This is a genomic window from Paenibacillus sp. SN-8-1 (assembly GCF_050995535.1).
Taxonomy (GTDB): domain Bacteria; phylum Bacillota; class Bacilli; order Paenibacillales; family Paenibacillaceae; genus Fontibacillus.
On the sequence record NZ_CP194782.1, the window covers coordinates 1,724,594 to 1,739,484 of the forward strand.

General features: G+C 46.5%; 16 protein-coding genes. 12 read left to right on the forward strand and 4 right to left on the reverse strand.

The features are described from left to right. Positions 1-90 precede the first annotated feature (90 nt). Both ACRRNK_RS08055 and ACRRNK_RS08060 read left to right on the forward strand, forming a co-directional pair. Positions 91-534 (forward strand): GNAT family N-acetyltransferase, encoded by a 444-nt coding sequence (locus ACRRNK_RS08055; RefSeq protein ID WP_433946230.1) that lies wholly within the window; start codon positions 91-93, stop codon positions 532-534. A gap of 74 nt (positions 535-608) precedes the next feature. Then, entirely contained in the window at positions 609-848 is a 240-nt protein-coding gene (locus tag ACRRNK_RS08060) for a DUF3892 domain-containing protein (protein WP_433946231.1), read from the forward strand. A 103-nt stretch (positions 849-951) separates the two neighbouring features. Here ACRRNK_RS08060 and ACRRNK_RS08065 read toward each other — a convergent pair whose 3' ends face one another. Next, entirely contained in the window at positions 952-1,686 is a 735-nt protein-coding gene (locus ACRRNK_RS08065) for an MBL fold metallo-hydrolase (RefSeq protein ID WP_433946232.1), read from the reverse strand. A 146-nt stretch (positions 1,687-1,832) separates the two neighbouring features. On the opposite strand from ACRRNK_RS08065, the gene ACRRNK_RS08070 reads away from it, so the two are divergent. Both ACRRNK_RS08070 and ACRRNK_RS08075 read left to right on the forward strand, forming a co-directional pair. Next, on the forward strand, positions 1,833-2,390 hold the full coding sequence (locus ACRRNK_RS08070; protein WP_433946233.1) for a copper amine oxidase: 558 nt from the start codon (positions 1,833-1,835) through the stop codon (positions 2,388-2,390). Between the two features lie 102 nt (positions 2,391-2,492). Then, positions 2,493-2,816, forward strand: coding sequence for a DUF1292 domain-containing protein (locus ACRRNK_RS08075; RefSeq protein WP_127197989.1), 324 nt, complete (start codon positions 2,493-2,495; stop codon positions 2,814-2,816). A gap of 133 nt (positions 2,817-2,949) precedes the next feature. On the opposite strand, the gene ACRRNK_RS08080 is transcribed toward ACRRNK_RS08075, so the two are convergent. After that, positions 2,950-4,422, reverse strand: a complete 1,473-nt coding sequence (locus ACRRNK_RS08080; protein WP_433946234.1) for an aminotransferase class I/II-fold pyridoxal phosphate-dependent enzyme — start codon at positions 4,420-4,422, stop codon at positions 2,950-2,952. 167 nt (positions 4,423-4,589) lie between these two features. Here ACRRNK_RS08080 and ACRRNK_RS08085 point away from each other — a divergent pair, with 167 nt between their 5' ends. Then, a complete protein-coding gene (locus ACRRNK_RS08085; RefSeq protein ID WP_433946235.1) occupies positions 4,590-5,870 on the forward strand; it encodes an MFS transporter in 1,281 nt (426 codons plus the stop codon). A 160-nt stretch (positions 5,871-6,030) separates the two neighbouring features. Here ACRRNK_RS08085 and ACRRNK_RS08090 read toward each other — a convergent pair whose 3' ends face one another. Further along, the gene (locus ACRRNK_RS08090; RefSeq protein WP_433946236.1) at positions 6,031-6,654 is read right to left on the reverse strand and encodes a DUF1054 domain-containing protein; all 624 of its coding nucleotides are present in this window, start codon (positions 6,652-6,654) and stop codon (positions 6,031-6,033) included. 273 nt (positions 6,655-6,927) lie between these two features. On the opposite strand from ACRRNK_RS08090, the gene ACRRNK_RS08095 reads away from it, so the two are divergent. The 6 genes from ACRRNK_RS08095 (at position 6,928) to ptsP (ending at position 13,520) form a co-directional block, all read left to right on the forward strand. Next, positions 6,928-7,524, forward strand: coding sequence for a hypothetical protein (locus ACRRNK_RS08095; RefSeq protein ID WP_433946237.1), 597 nt, complete (start codon positions 6,928-6,930; stop codon positions 7,522-7,524). Between the two features lie 174 nt (positions 7,525-7,698). Then, entirely contained in the window at positions 7,699-9,105 is a 1,407-nt protein-coding gene (gene gndA, locus ACRRNK_RS08100; RefSeq protein WP_433946238.1) for an NADP-dependent phosphogluconate dehydrogenase, read from the forward strand. 138 nt (positions 9,106-9,243) lie between these two features. Next, positions 9,244-9,759: a shikimate kinase gene (locus ACRRNK_RS08105; protein ID WP_433946834.1), complete on the forward strand. Its 516-nt coding sequence runs from the start codon at positions 9,244-9,246 to the stop codon at positions 9,757-9,759. A 74-nt stretch (positions 9,760-9,833) separates the two neighbouring features. Further along, positions 9,834-11,129 carry a 3-phosphoshikimate 1-carboxyvinyltransferase gene (gene aroA / locus ACRRNK_RS08110; RefSeq protein WP_433946239.1) on the forward strand — a complete coding sequence of 432 codons (1,296 nt, stop codon included), beginning with the start codon at positions 9,834-9,836 and terminating at the stop codon, positions 11,127-11,129. A gap of 45 nt (positions 11,130-11,174) precedes the next feature. Next, positions 11,175-11,606, forward strand: coding sequence for a CoA-binding protein (locus ACRRNK_RS08115; protein ID WP_433946240.1), 432 nt, complete (start codon positions 11,175-11,177; stop codon positions 11,604-11,606). A gap of 153 nt (positions 11,607-11,759) precedes the next feature. Beyond that, the gene (gene ptsP / locus ACRRNK_RS08120) at positions 11,760-13,520 is read left to right on the forward strand and encodes a phosphoenolpyruvate--protein phosphotransferase (protein ID WP_433946241.1); all 1,761 of its coding nucleotides are present in this window, start codon (positions 11,760-11,762) and stop codon (positions 13,518-13,520) included. A 69-nt stretch (positions 13,521-13,589) separates the two neighbouring features. Here the strand turns inward: ptsP and ACRRNK_RS08125 are convergent, their stop codons facing one another. After that, positions 13,590-14,123, reverse strand: a complete 534-nt coding sequence (locus ACRRNK_RS08125; protein WP_433946242.1) for a type 1 glutamine amidotransferase domain-containing protein — start codon at positions 14,121-14,123, stop codon at positions 13,590-13,592. Positions 14,124-14,273: 150 nt separating this feature from the next. Here ACRRNK_RS08125 and ACRRNK_RS08130 point away from each other — a divergent pair, with 150 nt between their 5' ends. Then, positions 14,274-14,711: a hypothetical protein gene (locus ACRRNK_RS08130; protein ID WP_433946243.1), complete on the forward strand. Its 438-nt coding sequence runs from the start codon at positions 14,274-14,276 to the stop codon at positions 14,709-14,711. Positions 14,712-14,891: the final 180 nt, after the last annotated feature.

Here is a 14,891-nt window from a genome sequence, read left to right on the forward strand (position 1 = left end):
TTCTACTAATGATCGGCCGTTTTCTTGTCTTAAAATTATTTGTTATAATGATTCAGCTACAGCATATTTCATACTAGAAGAGGTGACATCTTGGCTGCCATCATTATACCGGTACATACCGAAGAGCAGTTGAATCATGGATTGGATATTCGGAAGGAAGTATTTGTGGAGGAACAGAAGGTTCCTGTGGATCTTGAAATAGATGGGTTCGATGTCATTGGGCCTGATTCCCATCATGTGTTGATTGAGCTAGATGGGCGATATGCGGCTACAGGCCGGATTACATACTACAAAGATAATGCCGCCAAAATTCAGCGGGTTGCAGTCCGTAAGGAGTTTCGCTCCCATGGCATAGGACGAGTTCTGATGCTTGCACTTGAACAGATGGCGAGAGATCTCGGCTTTGAGAAAGCTGTTCTAGACGGCCAATGCCAGGCCGAAGGCTTCTATAGGAGGTTAGGATACAAGGTCATTTCAGATGAACCCTTCTACGATGCTGGAATTCTGCACGTAAGAATGGAGAAGAAATTGTAATATTACACAGAGCTTTTGGTCATGCTACCTTCTATTAAGTAATTAGGAAGACAAGGAGAAGGGAGCTAACTACCATGCCTGGAACCGACAGAGACGTGTTCGTTGCTGTTCAGAAGAATGGGGACGGGGACTTAACCGCATTTAAGACCTCGTCTGGTCGTATCCTCTCTTATGAGGAAGCGCTGAAAGAAGTACAAGCAGGCTCTATTGCCGGCGTCAACGCCTTTAAGGGCAGGGATGGAGAGACCTATCTGCGGGGAGATGCAGATGGAGATCCTACCAACAATTTGGATGCGCTGCCTATATTTGAATAACCGGATTTGCTAAATCCAAGAGGCCATCCTATCCCAGGATGGCCTCTTGATTTAACACCAGTTTAGGGTAAAGTGGCTTGCATTTGAATGAGCCTTACCCTAATCAAATGGTATAAATCTCGTGCTGACGGAGGAACTCCATTTCCGCTGTCTGTCCTAGAAACTGCTCCATTTCATCCCCATAGTGCATGAGGCTGATTTGTGAGCGGATTTCGGAGGGAAGGGACAGAAGCTCATCCAGTGTGGTATGGACGATACCCTGGCCGATCAGCTGCACTTCGTGGAAAATTTTGCGGCAGCCACGCTCGCTCACAAGCTGGGACAACAAATCTGGCTGAAACGTCATATCTGCACTATAGAAAAATTCGTTGTTCAGATATAGGGAGTAGCTGTTCTTTCCTTCGATATGTGGCGTACGAATGATCTCCACCTCAAGAGAACTGTTAATCGGAGTTCTCTGGCCCTCCCTCAGCAGTCTGACTTCGAAAGCATCCTCCAGACACTCGATTCCATCCTGACCAAGTCCTCCCTTAAGCGTATGCTCCCAAAGTGGCTGAACGAGCTGCTCGGCAATGTAGAGAACCGGCTTCTGCTGATAGATATATTTCATTTGGAAGGCGAACTCCTCCAGGCCACCCACATGATCCGCATGGATATGGGTAATTAGCACAGCATCGATATCCGCCCAGGTTTTACCAAGTTGATATAAGGAGATAGGTGCCGTTACTCCGCAATCAATAAGCAGTGTCTGATTATCTGTATAGAGCAGCGCGTTATTGTTGAAATATTTCTTGGCAAAGGCGCCTCCCGTGCCAAGCATCTGTATTCGAAGTCCCATGTTCTCACTCCTTTGAATTCATCTCTTTTCATACTTTAACATGCTAAGCCCTGCTCGGACAAAATATGGAGAGCGGCACCGCAACTTAAATGAAAATTTTAAGTATAACCATATAACAACAAGATTATGAAGGAGGGTATTTAGGAATGAGATGGAAGAGAGTGGCTGCGCTTGTATTGGCATTGTCCCTCTGTAGCAGTTCGCTCATTTATGCCGATGCTGCTGTGCAGAAGATTCGATTAATAATTAACGGTCAGGAAATAGATGATGGGGGATACATGGTTGATGGGAGAGCCTATGTACCTGTAAGAGAACTGAACGGTATAATTGACTATGACGATGCTACCAAAAGAGTAGCTTTTACTCAGCCGAATGTAGACTTATTTCTCTTCAAAGGCGATACTCCATTTGGAAAGGTTAATGTTGGGAAGCTTAAATTCAATGTATTTTGTCAGGTTGACAGCCTGAAGGTGGATATCAGTTCAGTCAAGGTCACTATTAAAGGGCCTGATGGTTCCGAGAAATCGATTCAGTCCCAGGATATTGGAAAAGATCAGAAGGATAATTTCTGGTTCAGGACAAATGACTATAGTTATGATTTCAAGAGTGCCGGCAAATATACGATTAACTTCTATATGAAGCCAAGCAAGAGCAAGGACTATGTCCTGGTTAGTGAGAAGGTCATAAATGCAATCGGCAATTAGGCTTTAAGAAGCATATCCAAAATTGACCTATATGATTGGAAATGTTACGATACGAGGGTATGCGACAGTAATTAACAAATTAACCCGAAGTGAGGTATTTCAATGAGCGATCACAAACATGAGCATGACGAAGCTTGCGGCTGCGGACACGATCACGACCATGATCATGAACACGAGGAGTTCGTGCTCACGTTGACAGACGAGAACGGCCAGGATGTGGAAATGGTTCTGGTTGAAACTTTCGATGTTAGTGAGAAGGTCTATGCTCTTCTGCTTGAACGTAACAACCCGGAAGCTGATGGCATTATTCTCCGTCTAGAAGAAGAAGACGATAAGATGGTGCTCTACAATATCGAAGATGAAGAAGAATGGCGTCTAGTTGAAGAAGCCTACAACGAAATTGTGTCTGCACAGGAAGAATCTTAATTCAAATTGCTGTAAGCTGGAAGCTCCCTTTTGGGGGCTTTTTTTGATTTTGGCCAGCTACACTTTACTAGAATTATACAAAAGCAGACCAAACTTGAAATCGTTTGGTCTGCACGTTATCCTCTTAATGTACCTAAAATATGGGATCTGCTTCAACAATGACTTTAACTTGATGGATGCTGCGATCCTCGGGGCCTTTAACCGGAAGTCCGACATCGACATGATCTACGATGTAATCGATGTTCTCCTGCGAGATAACTTCCCCTGGAAGCAGGATGGGGATACCCGGCGGATAGACATAGATGAATTCCGCGATAATTCGGCCTGCTGATTCCTTGAAAGGAATGACCTCGGTATCCGCATAGAAGGCATCCCGGGGAATCAGGGAGAGCTGCGGAATCTCAGGTGTTTTTACAACCAGTTCATTGGCAGTATTCACCGAATGCTCGGCTGCCAGCTCACGAAGAGCCTTAAGTAGAGTATCTACAGTCTCCTGTGTATCCCCTGGAGTTATGAAGCACAGGATGTTGTACATATCACTAAGTTCGACTTCGATGTTGTAGTGCTCTCGAAGCCAATTTTCCGTCTCATAGCCTGTAATTCCGAGGTGTCTAACATGAATGGTGATCTTGGTAGGGTCGTGGGCGTAGGTTGCTTCTCCACCCAGAATCTCTTTGCCGAAGCAGTAGAGCCCTTCAATCTTGTTCACTTCGGTTCTGGCGTAATGAGCCAGCTTGAGTGTCTCTTCAATCATCTGTTTGCCATTCAGCATCAGGTTTCTCCGTGCGGTGTCCAGGGACGCCAGAAGGATGTAGGATGTTGAAGTCGTTGTCAGCATGCTGATAATCGTCTGAACCCGCTGAGGGTTCACATAGCCGTTCTTCACGTTCAGATTGAGCACCGAGCTTTGAGTCATGGACCCTCCGAGCTTGTGAACGCTCGTTGCAGCCATATCTGCACCCGCCGCCATTGCGGAGATGGGAAGCTCATCATGGAAATGAATATGAACCCCATGAGCTTCGTCCACTAGGACAGGCACATGGAAGCTGTGGGCAAGCTCTACAATTTCCTCGAGATGGGCGCTGATTCCAAAATAAGTGGGATTGATGACAAGAACCGCTTTGGCATCCGGATGACGCTTGAGGGCTCTGCGGACAGATGAAGTGGTAATCCCATGACTGATCCCCAAATTCTCGTCTTGAGCCGGAGATACAAAGACCGGCTTGGCTCCGGCGAAAATAATGGCAGACATGACGGATTTGTGAATATTACGCGGAACAATGATCTTGTCGCCAGATGAACAAATGGACATGATCATGGTCATGATTGCACCGCTTGTTCCTTGTACAGAGAAATAAGTATAATCCGCGCCAAAGGCATTGGCCGCTAATTTCTGGGCTTCTTCAATAACCCCTGTAGGTTGATGAAGATCATCGAGTGGCGCAATGTTTATCAGATCTATAGAGAATGCATTATCGCCAATAAATTCACGGAATTCAGGATCCACTCCTGCCCCTTTTTTATGACCGGGGATATGGAACTGGACGGGATTGCTAGCCGCATGTTTCTTCAAAGCCGTAAAAAGCGGCGTACGGTTATGATCCATGTTGAGCCGTCACTGCCTTTCTTGTGTAATATATAAACAAGCTTGAGTATAGCAAATAAGGGCGGGAATGCAAGCGTGGATTGAAGAGCGCCCGTGTAAATTTGGATCAGAATGGGACAAAATAAATAGAGATATGATGTTTCGGAAGGTAGGACAAGGAGGTAAGTATGGAACTTACAAAAGCAAAAGTTGTTTCAAAAAGGTTAATTACCCCGGTTTTTATTTACTTATGGATCATCATGTTTCTTGTGGAATTTGTTAAGGGAGCTCTACTCGTTACGATTCTGCCCGTATATATGGGTGATGTCCTGCATCTGACCACCTTTGCGATTGGGTTATCTATTTCCATGCAGTATATTGGGGACAACTTGTTCAGAAGTCCTTCGGGCTGGCTGATTGAACGGATCGGGTTCAGAATGACTATGGCTATTGGACTTACGCTGACTTTCATCGCTGTAGGCATCATCGCTTTCACCTCGAATACGGCTCTGATCGTTCTGGCCTGCGCTCTGCTTGGAATGGGGACCGCTCCGCTGTGGCCTTGTATTATGATGGGTGTGTCCGCGGTGAGCGGCGAGAACAATAACTTTGCTACGGCAATGGGGATAATACAAATGTCCAGTCTGGGCGGCGCGGGTGCGGGGCCAATCGTGATCAATTTCTTCATCGGGGATGGCTCCTACCGGAAAGTATTCTGGATTCTACTGGGCTGTATGGCGCTGGTGCTGGCAGTATCTCTTCTACTTCCTGGTAAAAATAAAACCAAAAAAGTCGATCCGCATGTGCTGCATCCCGAGGGGGAAAGCAAGCTTATGACGGGAGGAGTCAGGCAGCTGGGCGCTAATCTTCGCAGAACGATTGCAGAAATTAAGAAGAATCTCAATGTAAGCTGGATGCTGTATCCGGCTTTGTTTCTTCAATCCTTTGCCATTGGCCTTCTGACACCGGTTATTACGCTGTATGTACGAACCGTGCTTCACTTAACTCCGGCGAGCTACAGCGCCCTTATGGTGGTGGGGGGAGGGATTACGGTTATCGGCCTCATTCCTATTGGCAAGCTTGCTGACCGGTACGGAACGAAGTGGTTTTTGCATATTGGATTCCTGCTGGCCGCGGTCTCTATTGGGTTGTTCGCAATGAACCGTTCCATCCCTATGCTGTGGGTGCTTGTCATGCTGATTGGGATAAGCTATGCATTCATCCTGCCCACTTGGGACACCATGATCTCCCACATGCTTCCTTCTGGAGAGAAGGGGGCGATCTGGGGACTGTTCCTGACGATTCAAGGCTCAGGTATGGTCTTTGGCCCGATGGTGTCGGGCAAGCTGTGGGATTTATTCGGCCCAAGCTCTCCCTTTATGGCGAGTTCGATCGTCATGGGCATCATGTTCATTCTACACCTGGCCTTATCACGCCGGCATACGTATAATCAGCTGGAGACGAAGTAATCAGAATCATACACAAACAGGGGTGCCCCGGGTCAACAGACCTTTTGGGACACCCCTGTTTTTAATATTTATATGGAATGAACTAAAGAAATGAGCGCATGGATCAAGGCTAACACTTGTTATGCAAGGAATCGATCAAGCAGTCATTAGTTCAATCCATTTAGAAAGAAACTTTATACAGCGGAAGCAGCTTCTCGAACGTATCCTCCACCTTGGCAATGAGCTTGTCCCCATCACGAAGAATAGGATCGCCCTGTTCAATTCGAAGCCCGCATAGGATCTCAGACTTCTTCACAGAACTCAGCTTGGCCGCCATTGCCTTAAAGTCGCTGGCTGTCAAGTCCTTATGAAGCTTACCGCCCGGATCCATATGATCCATCGACCAGTAGAAATCGTCTGGGATATTTTTTTTCACACTTGACGCGTGTTTGTCCAGATATTTGGCGAGAATGAGCTTATTGGGGCTTTCATATATGACAGCAAAAATAATAAACAGATGGGAGGCGAACATCCCTACCTGGAAATGCGGAAGGGCTTTGTAGCCGCGTTTGCTGCTTCCCCACGCTACCCAGCTGTCATGTGGCGGATTAATGGTCCGCCGTGCATGCTTGGCTACATGAGGGAACATTTCCTCCCCGCAGAGCGTGGATAGATAAGGGCTTAATATTCCGCCGAGTTCGTCCAATTTTGGACGCAGAACTTGAATTAAAGCCTCCATGCGGGGTTCAAGTCCCGGAACAGTGAAGACATCGAAATCTTGCTTGGTGAAGCCGGTAAAAGTCATTAATGGTGCCCCCTGAAAATGTATTGATGTGTGTACAATAGAGCTTTGTGAAATGTGCAGCAGCTTGATTATATCAAAAACCTGCTGTTCTTGCGTCACGACCTAATCTTTGCGGGTAAAAATAATCAAATAATCCAAGTTACCGTTACATAAGATAAAGTATAAGATATTGTAAACTGTAACCAGGACGATTGTAATTTTAACGTTTCATGCCCTGCAGAGTCTATGCTTTCGGAGCAGTTTTGCTTAGCAAAACTTGAAGGAGGGAGTCCCATGAACAAAAGTTACGAAGTAGAGTATTGCAATCTCGAATTACGATTTGAACGCAGACATATTCAGCAATTGATTCGTGATTTGATTCAAGATGGCTATTCGCTGTATTGGAGTGAAAGTGAGTCCATCTTTATTGTCTCCGTCCGAACAGGCCGTAAGCTGACCAAGCTTCGTTTTCAGCGGGTACATCAAAGCTATAAACTGGTAGGCGATTACATCATTAAGGATGCTAAGCTCGCAGAATGGCTGGAGAAGTTAATCGGCGATTTACGGGGGCATGCTGTCGTTAAGCGCTTCAAGGATCGTCAGATTCTGATTGAAAATATTTTGTTTGGCGAAGTGATCCGCCTTGTCGAGGTATCCGGGGTACAGCAGCGGGTTTTATATCAGAAAGGCGTGGATCCAAGCTTTGAGAAGATGACGTATATGTATAATTCACTCTCGGCAGAGCATGAGATTGAGTGTCTTCAGGGAGAAGTGGATGCAGAACTTGAACGGTTATTTGAAGCATTGAAATCCGGGGATGAGAAGGCTGCGGATGCCAGCAAAGAAAAGCTGAAGAAACTGCGCCGCAGCCTGATGGAGCTTGAATGGTGATCAAGTTCAAAATAAATACGAAGTGACCGAAGCACCTCAAAACATATCGATTTGGGGTGCTTTGTGCGGATACTGCTTTAACACATTAAAGACCTAAGGGGTTCACTTCTTTGCACAAAAGCATTAAAATGATATTATGTCATAAAATATAGTCTGCAAAGGATGGAGAACCTGATGTCAAAACAACAGATAGGCGTCATCGGTCTTGCGGTGATGGGTAAGAACTTAGCACTGAATATTGAGAGCAAAGGCTTTACTGTATCTGTATTTAACCGTTCCCCTCAGAAGACACACGAACTTTTGGAGAATGAAGCTAAGGGCAAAAATCTGTTCGGAACCTTCTCGGTTGAAGAATTCGTGGAATCTTTGGAAACACCACGTAAAATTCTTATTATGGTACAAGCCGGGGCAGCTACAGATGCAACGATTGAGCAATTGGTCCCTCACCTGGATCAAGGCGATATCATTATTGACGGAGGTAACGCATACTTCCCGGATACCCAGCGCCGCAGCAAGGACCTTGAAGCAAAAGGCTTCCGGTTCATCGGAACAGGGGTATCAGGCGGAGAAGAAGGCGCTCTGAACGGACCTGCGATTATGCCAGGTGGACAAGAAAGCGCTTATGAACTGGTTAAACCAATCCTAACGGCAATCTCTGCCAAAGTGAACGGTGATCCATGTTGTACATATATTGGACCAGACGGTGCCGGACACTATGTGAAGATGGTTCACAACGGCATTGAGTATGGTGACATGCAGCTGATCGGAGAAGCTTATCATTTGCTTAAAGATACGCTGAACCTTGACGCGAAGGAACTTCATGAAATTTTCACAGAATGGAACAAAGGTGAGCTCGACAGCTATCTGATCGAGATTACAGCAGATATCTTCTCCCAGTATGATGAAGAGACTGGCAAGCCTATGGTAGACGTGATTCTTGATGCAGCTGGTCAAAAGGGTACAGGTAAATGGACAAGCCAAAGCGCTCTCGATCTTGGTGTGCCGCTGTCCATGATTACAGAATCCGTATTCTCCCGTTTCTTGTCCGCAATGAAAGAAGAGCGTGTTGCGGCGAGCAAAATCCTTAGCGGACCTGCCAAGTCCTTTGAAGGGGACAAGCAGGAGTTTATCGAGAACGTTCGCAAGGCATTGTTCGCAAGTAAAATTGTTTCTTACGCACAGGGCTTTGCACAAATGCGCGCAGCTTCCGATGAATACGGCTGGGATTTGAAATATGGCAATATTGCGATGATTTTCCGCGGCGGATGTATTATCCGTTCCCAGTTCCTGCAGAACATCAAGGATGCTTATGACCGCGATCCTGGACTGAAGAACCTGCTGCTTGATTCTTATTTCAAGCAAATTGTTGAATCCTATCAGGATGCATGGCGCAAAGTCATCTCCACAGCGGTTGCTAACGGAATTCCAGTACCTGGATTCTCTTCCGCGTTGTCTTACTATGATAGCTACCGGACTGAGAGATTGCCTGCGAATCTTCTTCAGGCACAACGCGATTACTTCGGTGCTCACACTTTCAAACGTGTGGACAAGGAAGGCGTATTCCATCATCAATGGTTCTAATATAACCATAATTCTGACGGACACCCCGGTTAGGCTTATTGCCAAACGGGGTGTCTTTTTGCGTGATGAATAATATGTTATGATATGACAAAGTTATTTTTGAGATTATTTGGAGCAGGAAGATATAAAGTGGGTGATATGTTGAGAGGGACGAAGGACAACATTATATTAATTGGTATGATGGGCACCGGTAAATCAACCGTTGGAACCCTGCTCGCGGCAGAGACCGGGCATGAACTCGTGGACCTGGATCTTGAAATTCAGCGCAAGGCTGGCAGTACAATCCCTGAAATTTTCGCTAATAAGGGAGAAGCCTATTTCCGGGATATGGAGAACGCTGTTCTGCGGGAGGTTCTTCAGCGGGAACGTGTTATTCTGGCAACAGGCGGTGGATGTGTATTAAGAGCTGAGAATTGCAAGGAGTTGGCTGCTAATGGTTGGGTAGTATCTCTGAAGGCCGATGCAGAGAGTATTATTAGCCGGGTAGGGGATGACCCGAATCGGCCGTTATTGGCCGGGGGAGTACGCGAACGGGTGGTTCGTCTTCTTGAAGAGCGCAGAGGCGCATACGATTTTGCGCACTGTACAGTAGATACAGCGGGCAAATCAGCAGCTGAAGTGGCTTCGGAGATTTTAATGCATTACCGCGTTTAAGCTTCGTTCTATAAACAAACGGTGGTTCTTTTTATTTTCAGACACCAGCATAAATATACAAAAGGAGAGTACATATGGATATTATTGTTAGACCGACACCTCAGTTAAAAGGGGAAATTCAAGCACTTTCTTCAAAAAATTATACGACTCGATATTTGCTCGTAGCAGCACTTGCTGAAGGCACCAGTACAATTTATTATCCGGCCCATAGTGAAGACAGTGACGCTATGCGGCGGTGTATCGCCGATTTGGGCGCGGAGATTGAGGAAGACGATGAGAAGATTGTAATCAAAGGCTTTGGTTCCAGACCAAAGGACGTTAAGGAGCTTAATGTAGGCAATGCCGGAGCAGTGCTACGTTTTCTTATGGCAATAACAGCACTTTGTCATGATGTAACCTTTGTTAATACTTACCCTGATTCCTTAGGCAAACGCCCGCATGATGATCTAATTGATTCACTTACTCAAATGGGCGTAAAAGTCGAGCATAAAGAGGGACGTCTTCCTATCCGCATCCAGGGAGGAGCGGCTAAAGGCGGTAAGATTAAAGTATCCGGGGAAGTCAGTTCCCAATACCTAAGTGCATTGCTGTTCCTTACCCCTCTGCTTGCAGAGGACAGTGAGATCGAAGTGCTTGGGGACTTGAAATCCAAAGTCGTTGTTGGACAGACACTGGAAGTATTGGAGCAGGCGGGGATCCGGATTGAGGCTTCCGAAGATTATGTCCACTTTAAAGTACCGGGACGCCAGTCCTACCAGGCTAAGACCTATCAGGTGCAAGGCGATTATCCGGGCTCTGCAGCCATTCTGGCAGCCGCAGCGGTGACGGAGTCTGATGTTACTGTAAAAGGTCTGGAAGAGCACAGTAAGCAAGGTGAGCGGGCGGTAGTTGATGTTCTGAAGATGATGAACGTACCTCTGACTCACCAGAACGGTGTAGTTCATATCCAGGGGAACGGTAAGCTGAAGGCTGTAGAATTCGACGGGGATGCGGCTACTGACGCGGTACTGGCCATGGTTGCTGCGGCCGTGTTTGCGGAAGGAACCTCAAGGTTCTATAATGTGGAGAATCTTCGCTACAAAGAGTGTGACCGTATCACGGATTATTTGACTGAACTCGCGAAGGCGGGAGCCCGTGTCGAGGAACGGCAAGCTGAAATTATTGTCCATGGCCGTCCTGAAGGTGTAGAGGGTGGTGTAGAGATTAACGCCCATTATGATCACCGTGTGATTATGGCACTAACGATTGTAGGGCTGCGGTCTCAGAAGCCTGTGACGATTAAAGATGCGCATCATGTTGCCAAATCTTATCCGCAGTTCTTTGATCACATCTCTGCACTTGGCGCTTCTGTAGAATGGCTGAAATCCTAATATTTATACACATATCTGAATATGGTGACAGGGGGTAATTAGGCTATGGCATTTGAAAATCCGGGTCGTCAAGAAATCAAAGGAATTCTGGAGTCGGCTGGAAATATCGCTATTGTAGGTTTATCGGACAAGACTGACCGTACTTCGTACATGATTGCCCAGGCCCTTCAGATGAGAGGGTACCGGATTATTCCTGTGAATCCGATGGTGACTGAGGATATTCTTGGTGAGAAGACCTACGCAAGCCTCAAGGATATCCCTGAGCCAGTGGATATTGTAAATGTTTTTCGCCGGAGTGAGTTCACCCCGGAAGTGGCACAGGAAGCTGTGGAAATAGGCGCTAAAGTGTTATGGCTGCAGCTGGGTGTGTTCAGTGAAGAGGCCAACCGTATTGCTTCTGAGAATGGACTTAAAGTCATTATGGACCGGTGTATCAAGGTGGAGGATGCGGTAACTTCACCTGCCCGGGGCCGATAATCCCCCGGGAATATAGTTGTAACTGACTGGGCACTCAGCTTGAGTGCCTTTGTTTTTTGAGCTTTTTCCTTTGACAAATGTTCAAATGGGTGTATACCATATCAATATAGAGAGAGGATATCCTATGAGAAGTAGGAATTGAAGGGGGCTCATATGATACAAGGTATCGGTGCTTCGACTGGAGTTGCGATCGGAAGAGCGTTCGTTCTGCCTTCTTGGGAATGGGATGTGCCAGACCGGAGAATGGAGAACATCGATCTTACCAGAGAATTCGATCGTCTGTATGAAGGAATCAGAACCTCCAAAAATGAGATTGAAATTATCAAGAATGAGATCAAGGAAATGGTGGGTTCAGAGGAATCAGGTATATTTGATGCTCATATCGCCATTTTGGAAGATCCCGTTTTTATGAGTGAAATCCAGGGAATCATTGAACGGCAATACAAGGCTGCAGAGGTTGCCGTGAAGGAAGCAATCGATCATTTTGTAACGATGTTTGATTTGCTGGACGACGAATATATGAAAGAGCGTGCCCTTGACATAAAGGATGTGGGCAACAGGCTTCTCAAGCACCTGCTGGGGACACCGGACATCACCCTGCCAGCGGATACACAGCCTTATATCCTTGTGGCCAAAGAGCTGTCCCCCTCACAGCTTGTACACCTGAATCCGAACAATGTGCTCGGTATGGTAACGATGCTGGGTGGGAAGACATCCCATTCGGCGATCATGGCCAGGGCGCTCGGGATTCCTCTTGTCTCGGGCTTAGAGAATAAGCTGACTGTGCCGATTCAGACAGGGGATCTGCTTATTGTAGATGGTGATGAGGGCAGTCTGTTCCTGGAGCCGGATGACGGGCTTGTAAATAAGTACTCTCAGCTTGCAGAGCAGCTCCGCAAACGTAAGGAACAGCTGCAGCAGCTGGCTTCCTTGGCCGCGGTCACGAAGGACGGTACAAGGCTGAGATTAGCAGGTAATATCAGTTCGCTCAAGGATTGCGAGATTGCTTTGAAGCATGGGGCTGAAGGTGTAGGTTTGTTCAGGACTGAATTCCTGTATATGAACCGCAGTACATTCCCAACAGAGGATGAGCAGTTCGAGGTGTATCGGCAGGTTGTCGAGAAGTCGGGAGACCATGCAGTTGTAATACGAACTCTGGATATAGGTGGGGATAAGGAGCTTGAGTATTTCTCCATTCCCGAGGAAGAGAATCCGGTTCTTGGATATAGAGGAATTCGGATTAGTCTGGACTGTCCGGAATTGTTCAAAACCCAGCTCTCGGCTATATTGCGCGCAAGTGCATATGGCCGTATGAAAATTCTACTCCCGATGATCTCATCGGTAGAGGAAGTTACCCAAGCCAAGCAGGTCATCCGGGAAGTGATGCATGAAATGGATGTTAAGGGAATTGCATACGACTCTGAGATTCCTGTGGGGATTATGATTGAGGTTCCGGCTGCAGCAGCTATCGCGGATTTGCTTGCTGAAGAAGTTGATTTCTTCAGTATCGGTACGAACGATCTTGTGCAATATGTTCTCGCGGTAGATCGGATGAATGAACAGATTGCTCAAATGTACCATCCATATCATCCGGCTATACTACGTATGCTTCGTGCTACTGTCAATGCAGCCCATTCGGCAGGAATTACGGTGAGTGTATGCGGAGAAATGGCTGGGGATGAGCGCTCGGTGCCTTTGTGGCTATACTTGGGGATTCATGATTTAAGTATGTCGCCTCAGTCCTTGCTAAGGGTAAAGCACAAGATCCTCAATAGTAAGGCAGCTGAGGGGAAAGCGACAGGAGAGCAATGTTACAGGCTCCGGACCAGCGCTGAGATTGAAGCCCTGCTGGAGCAAAATGTTATGAAAGAAGAGTTGAGTACGAGCGAAGCGCAAAGATGTCCGCTTAGTTAAAGGGGGCTGTGAGCTTCCCCATAACAACAACAAAACCGCTGTGATTCATTCATCAGCGGTTTTTGGTCTTTATTTGCCGGCAGCTGCAGCTAGCGCATCGCAGAAAGCCGCGCCATATGGCGGAAGATCGGGAGGGCGTCTTGCCGAGATAATATGCCCGTCCGTAACGACAGGTTCATCCTTCCAGATAGATCCGGCATTCTCCATATCGTCGCGAATTCCTGGTGTGGAAGTAACTGTAACTCCTTTCAGAATCCCGGCAGAAATAAGCACCCAGCCAGCATGGCAGATCTGCCCGATAGGCTTCTTGGCTTCGTTCATTTCGCGGACAAGCTGAAGTACCTTCGGATAGCGACGCAGCTTGTCCGGCGCCCAACCACCAGGAACTAGAATACCATCATAATTCTGGCTATCTACCTCATCGTAAGCATACTCAGCCTCTGCCGGAACACCATACTTGCCAATGTATTTTTTGCCTTTCTCGGCACCGACGAGATGAACCTCTGCTCCTTCTTCGCGAACGCGATACACCGGGTACCAGAGCTCAAGATCCTCGAATTCTTCGTCTACTAAAGCGATGACTCTTTTTCCAGTTAGTCTCATAACTAACGCCTCCAGTCGAATTAGGGCATTGACTAAAACCTTTATCAGTTATTTAATTGTATCAAAAACCAAAACTTTTTACACATCACTTACGTTAGTTAGATTAAGACACAAAACTATGAAACAGAATGCAGATGATGAGGTGATGATGTGCGCAAGTCATGTGATTGCGGACAAGCGATAAGCCTGGATTTCAGAAAAGTATTTTTTGAAGGGCGAATTGAAATTGAAAATGTACCCATATTATTATGTGAGTCCTGTTCAACTTATGAAGTTCTACCTGAAGTGAAGCCGCATTTGCTGTCGCTGCTCGGGGAATGGAAGCAGATCGAGGGAAGCCGCGTGATTCATTTCAATGAGATGAATGAGGTGGCGAGTCTTCTGTACGATGCTATATATTCGGCTCCTCTAACCGCTTCAATCGAACATATATTGGAACAAAAAAAAGAAGATAGGATCAATCTTCTCCTCGATATCTATGGATATGCCAAAGAAAAAGAAGACGATATGTGGATGAAGGACATCACTCAGCGGCTATCTCAACTTACTCTGTTTCACACCGCTCGACAAGTTTCCAGAATTAAATGATTTTTCACTCCTTTTCAGCCGATTTTTCACGATAATTGGATTTTTTTCGCGTTTTTTGCTAAAATACATAAAGCATGAGGAACGGAAATGGAATTCAAGCCGTGTGAGAACGGAATATCTGATGTTAACCTTACCCAGAATAACTAAGGAAAATAGCTTCGACGTACATCTGTTTCTTAC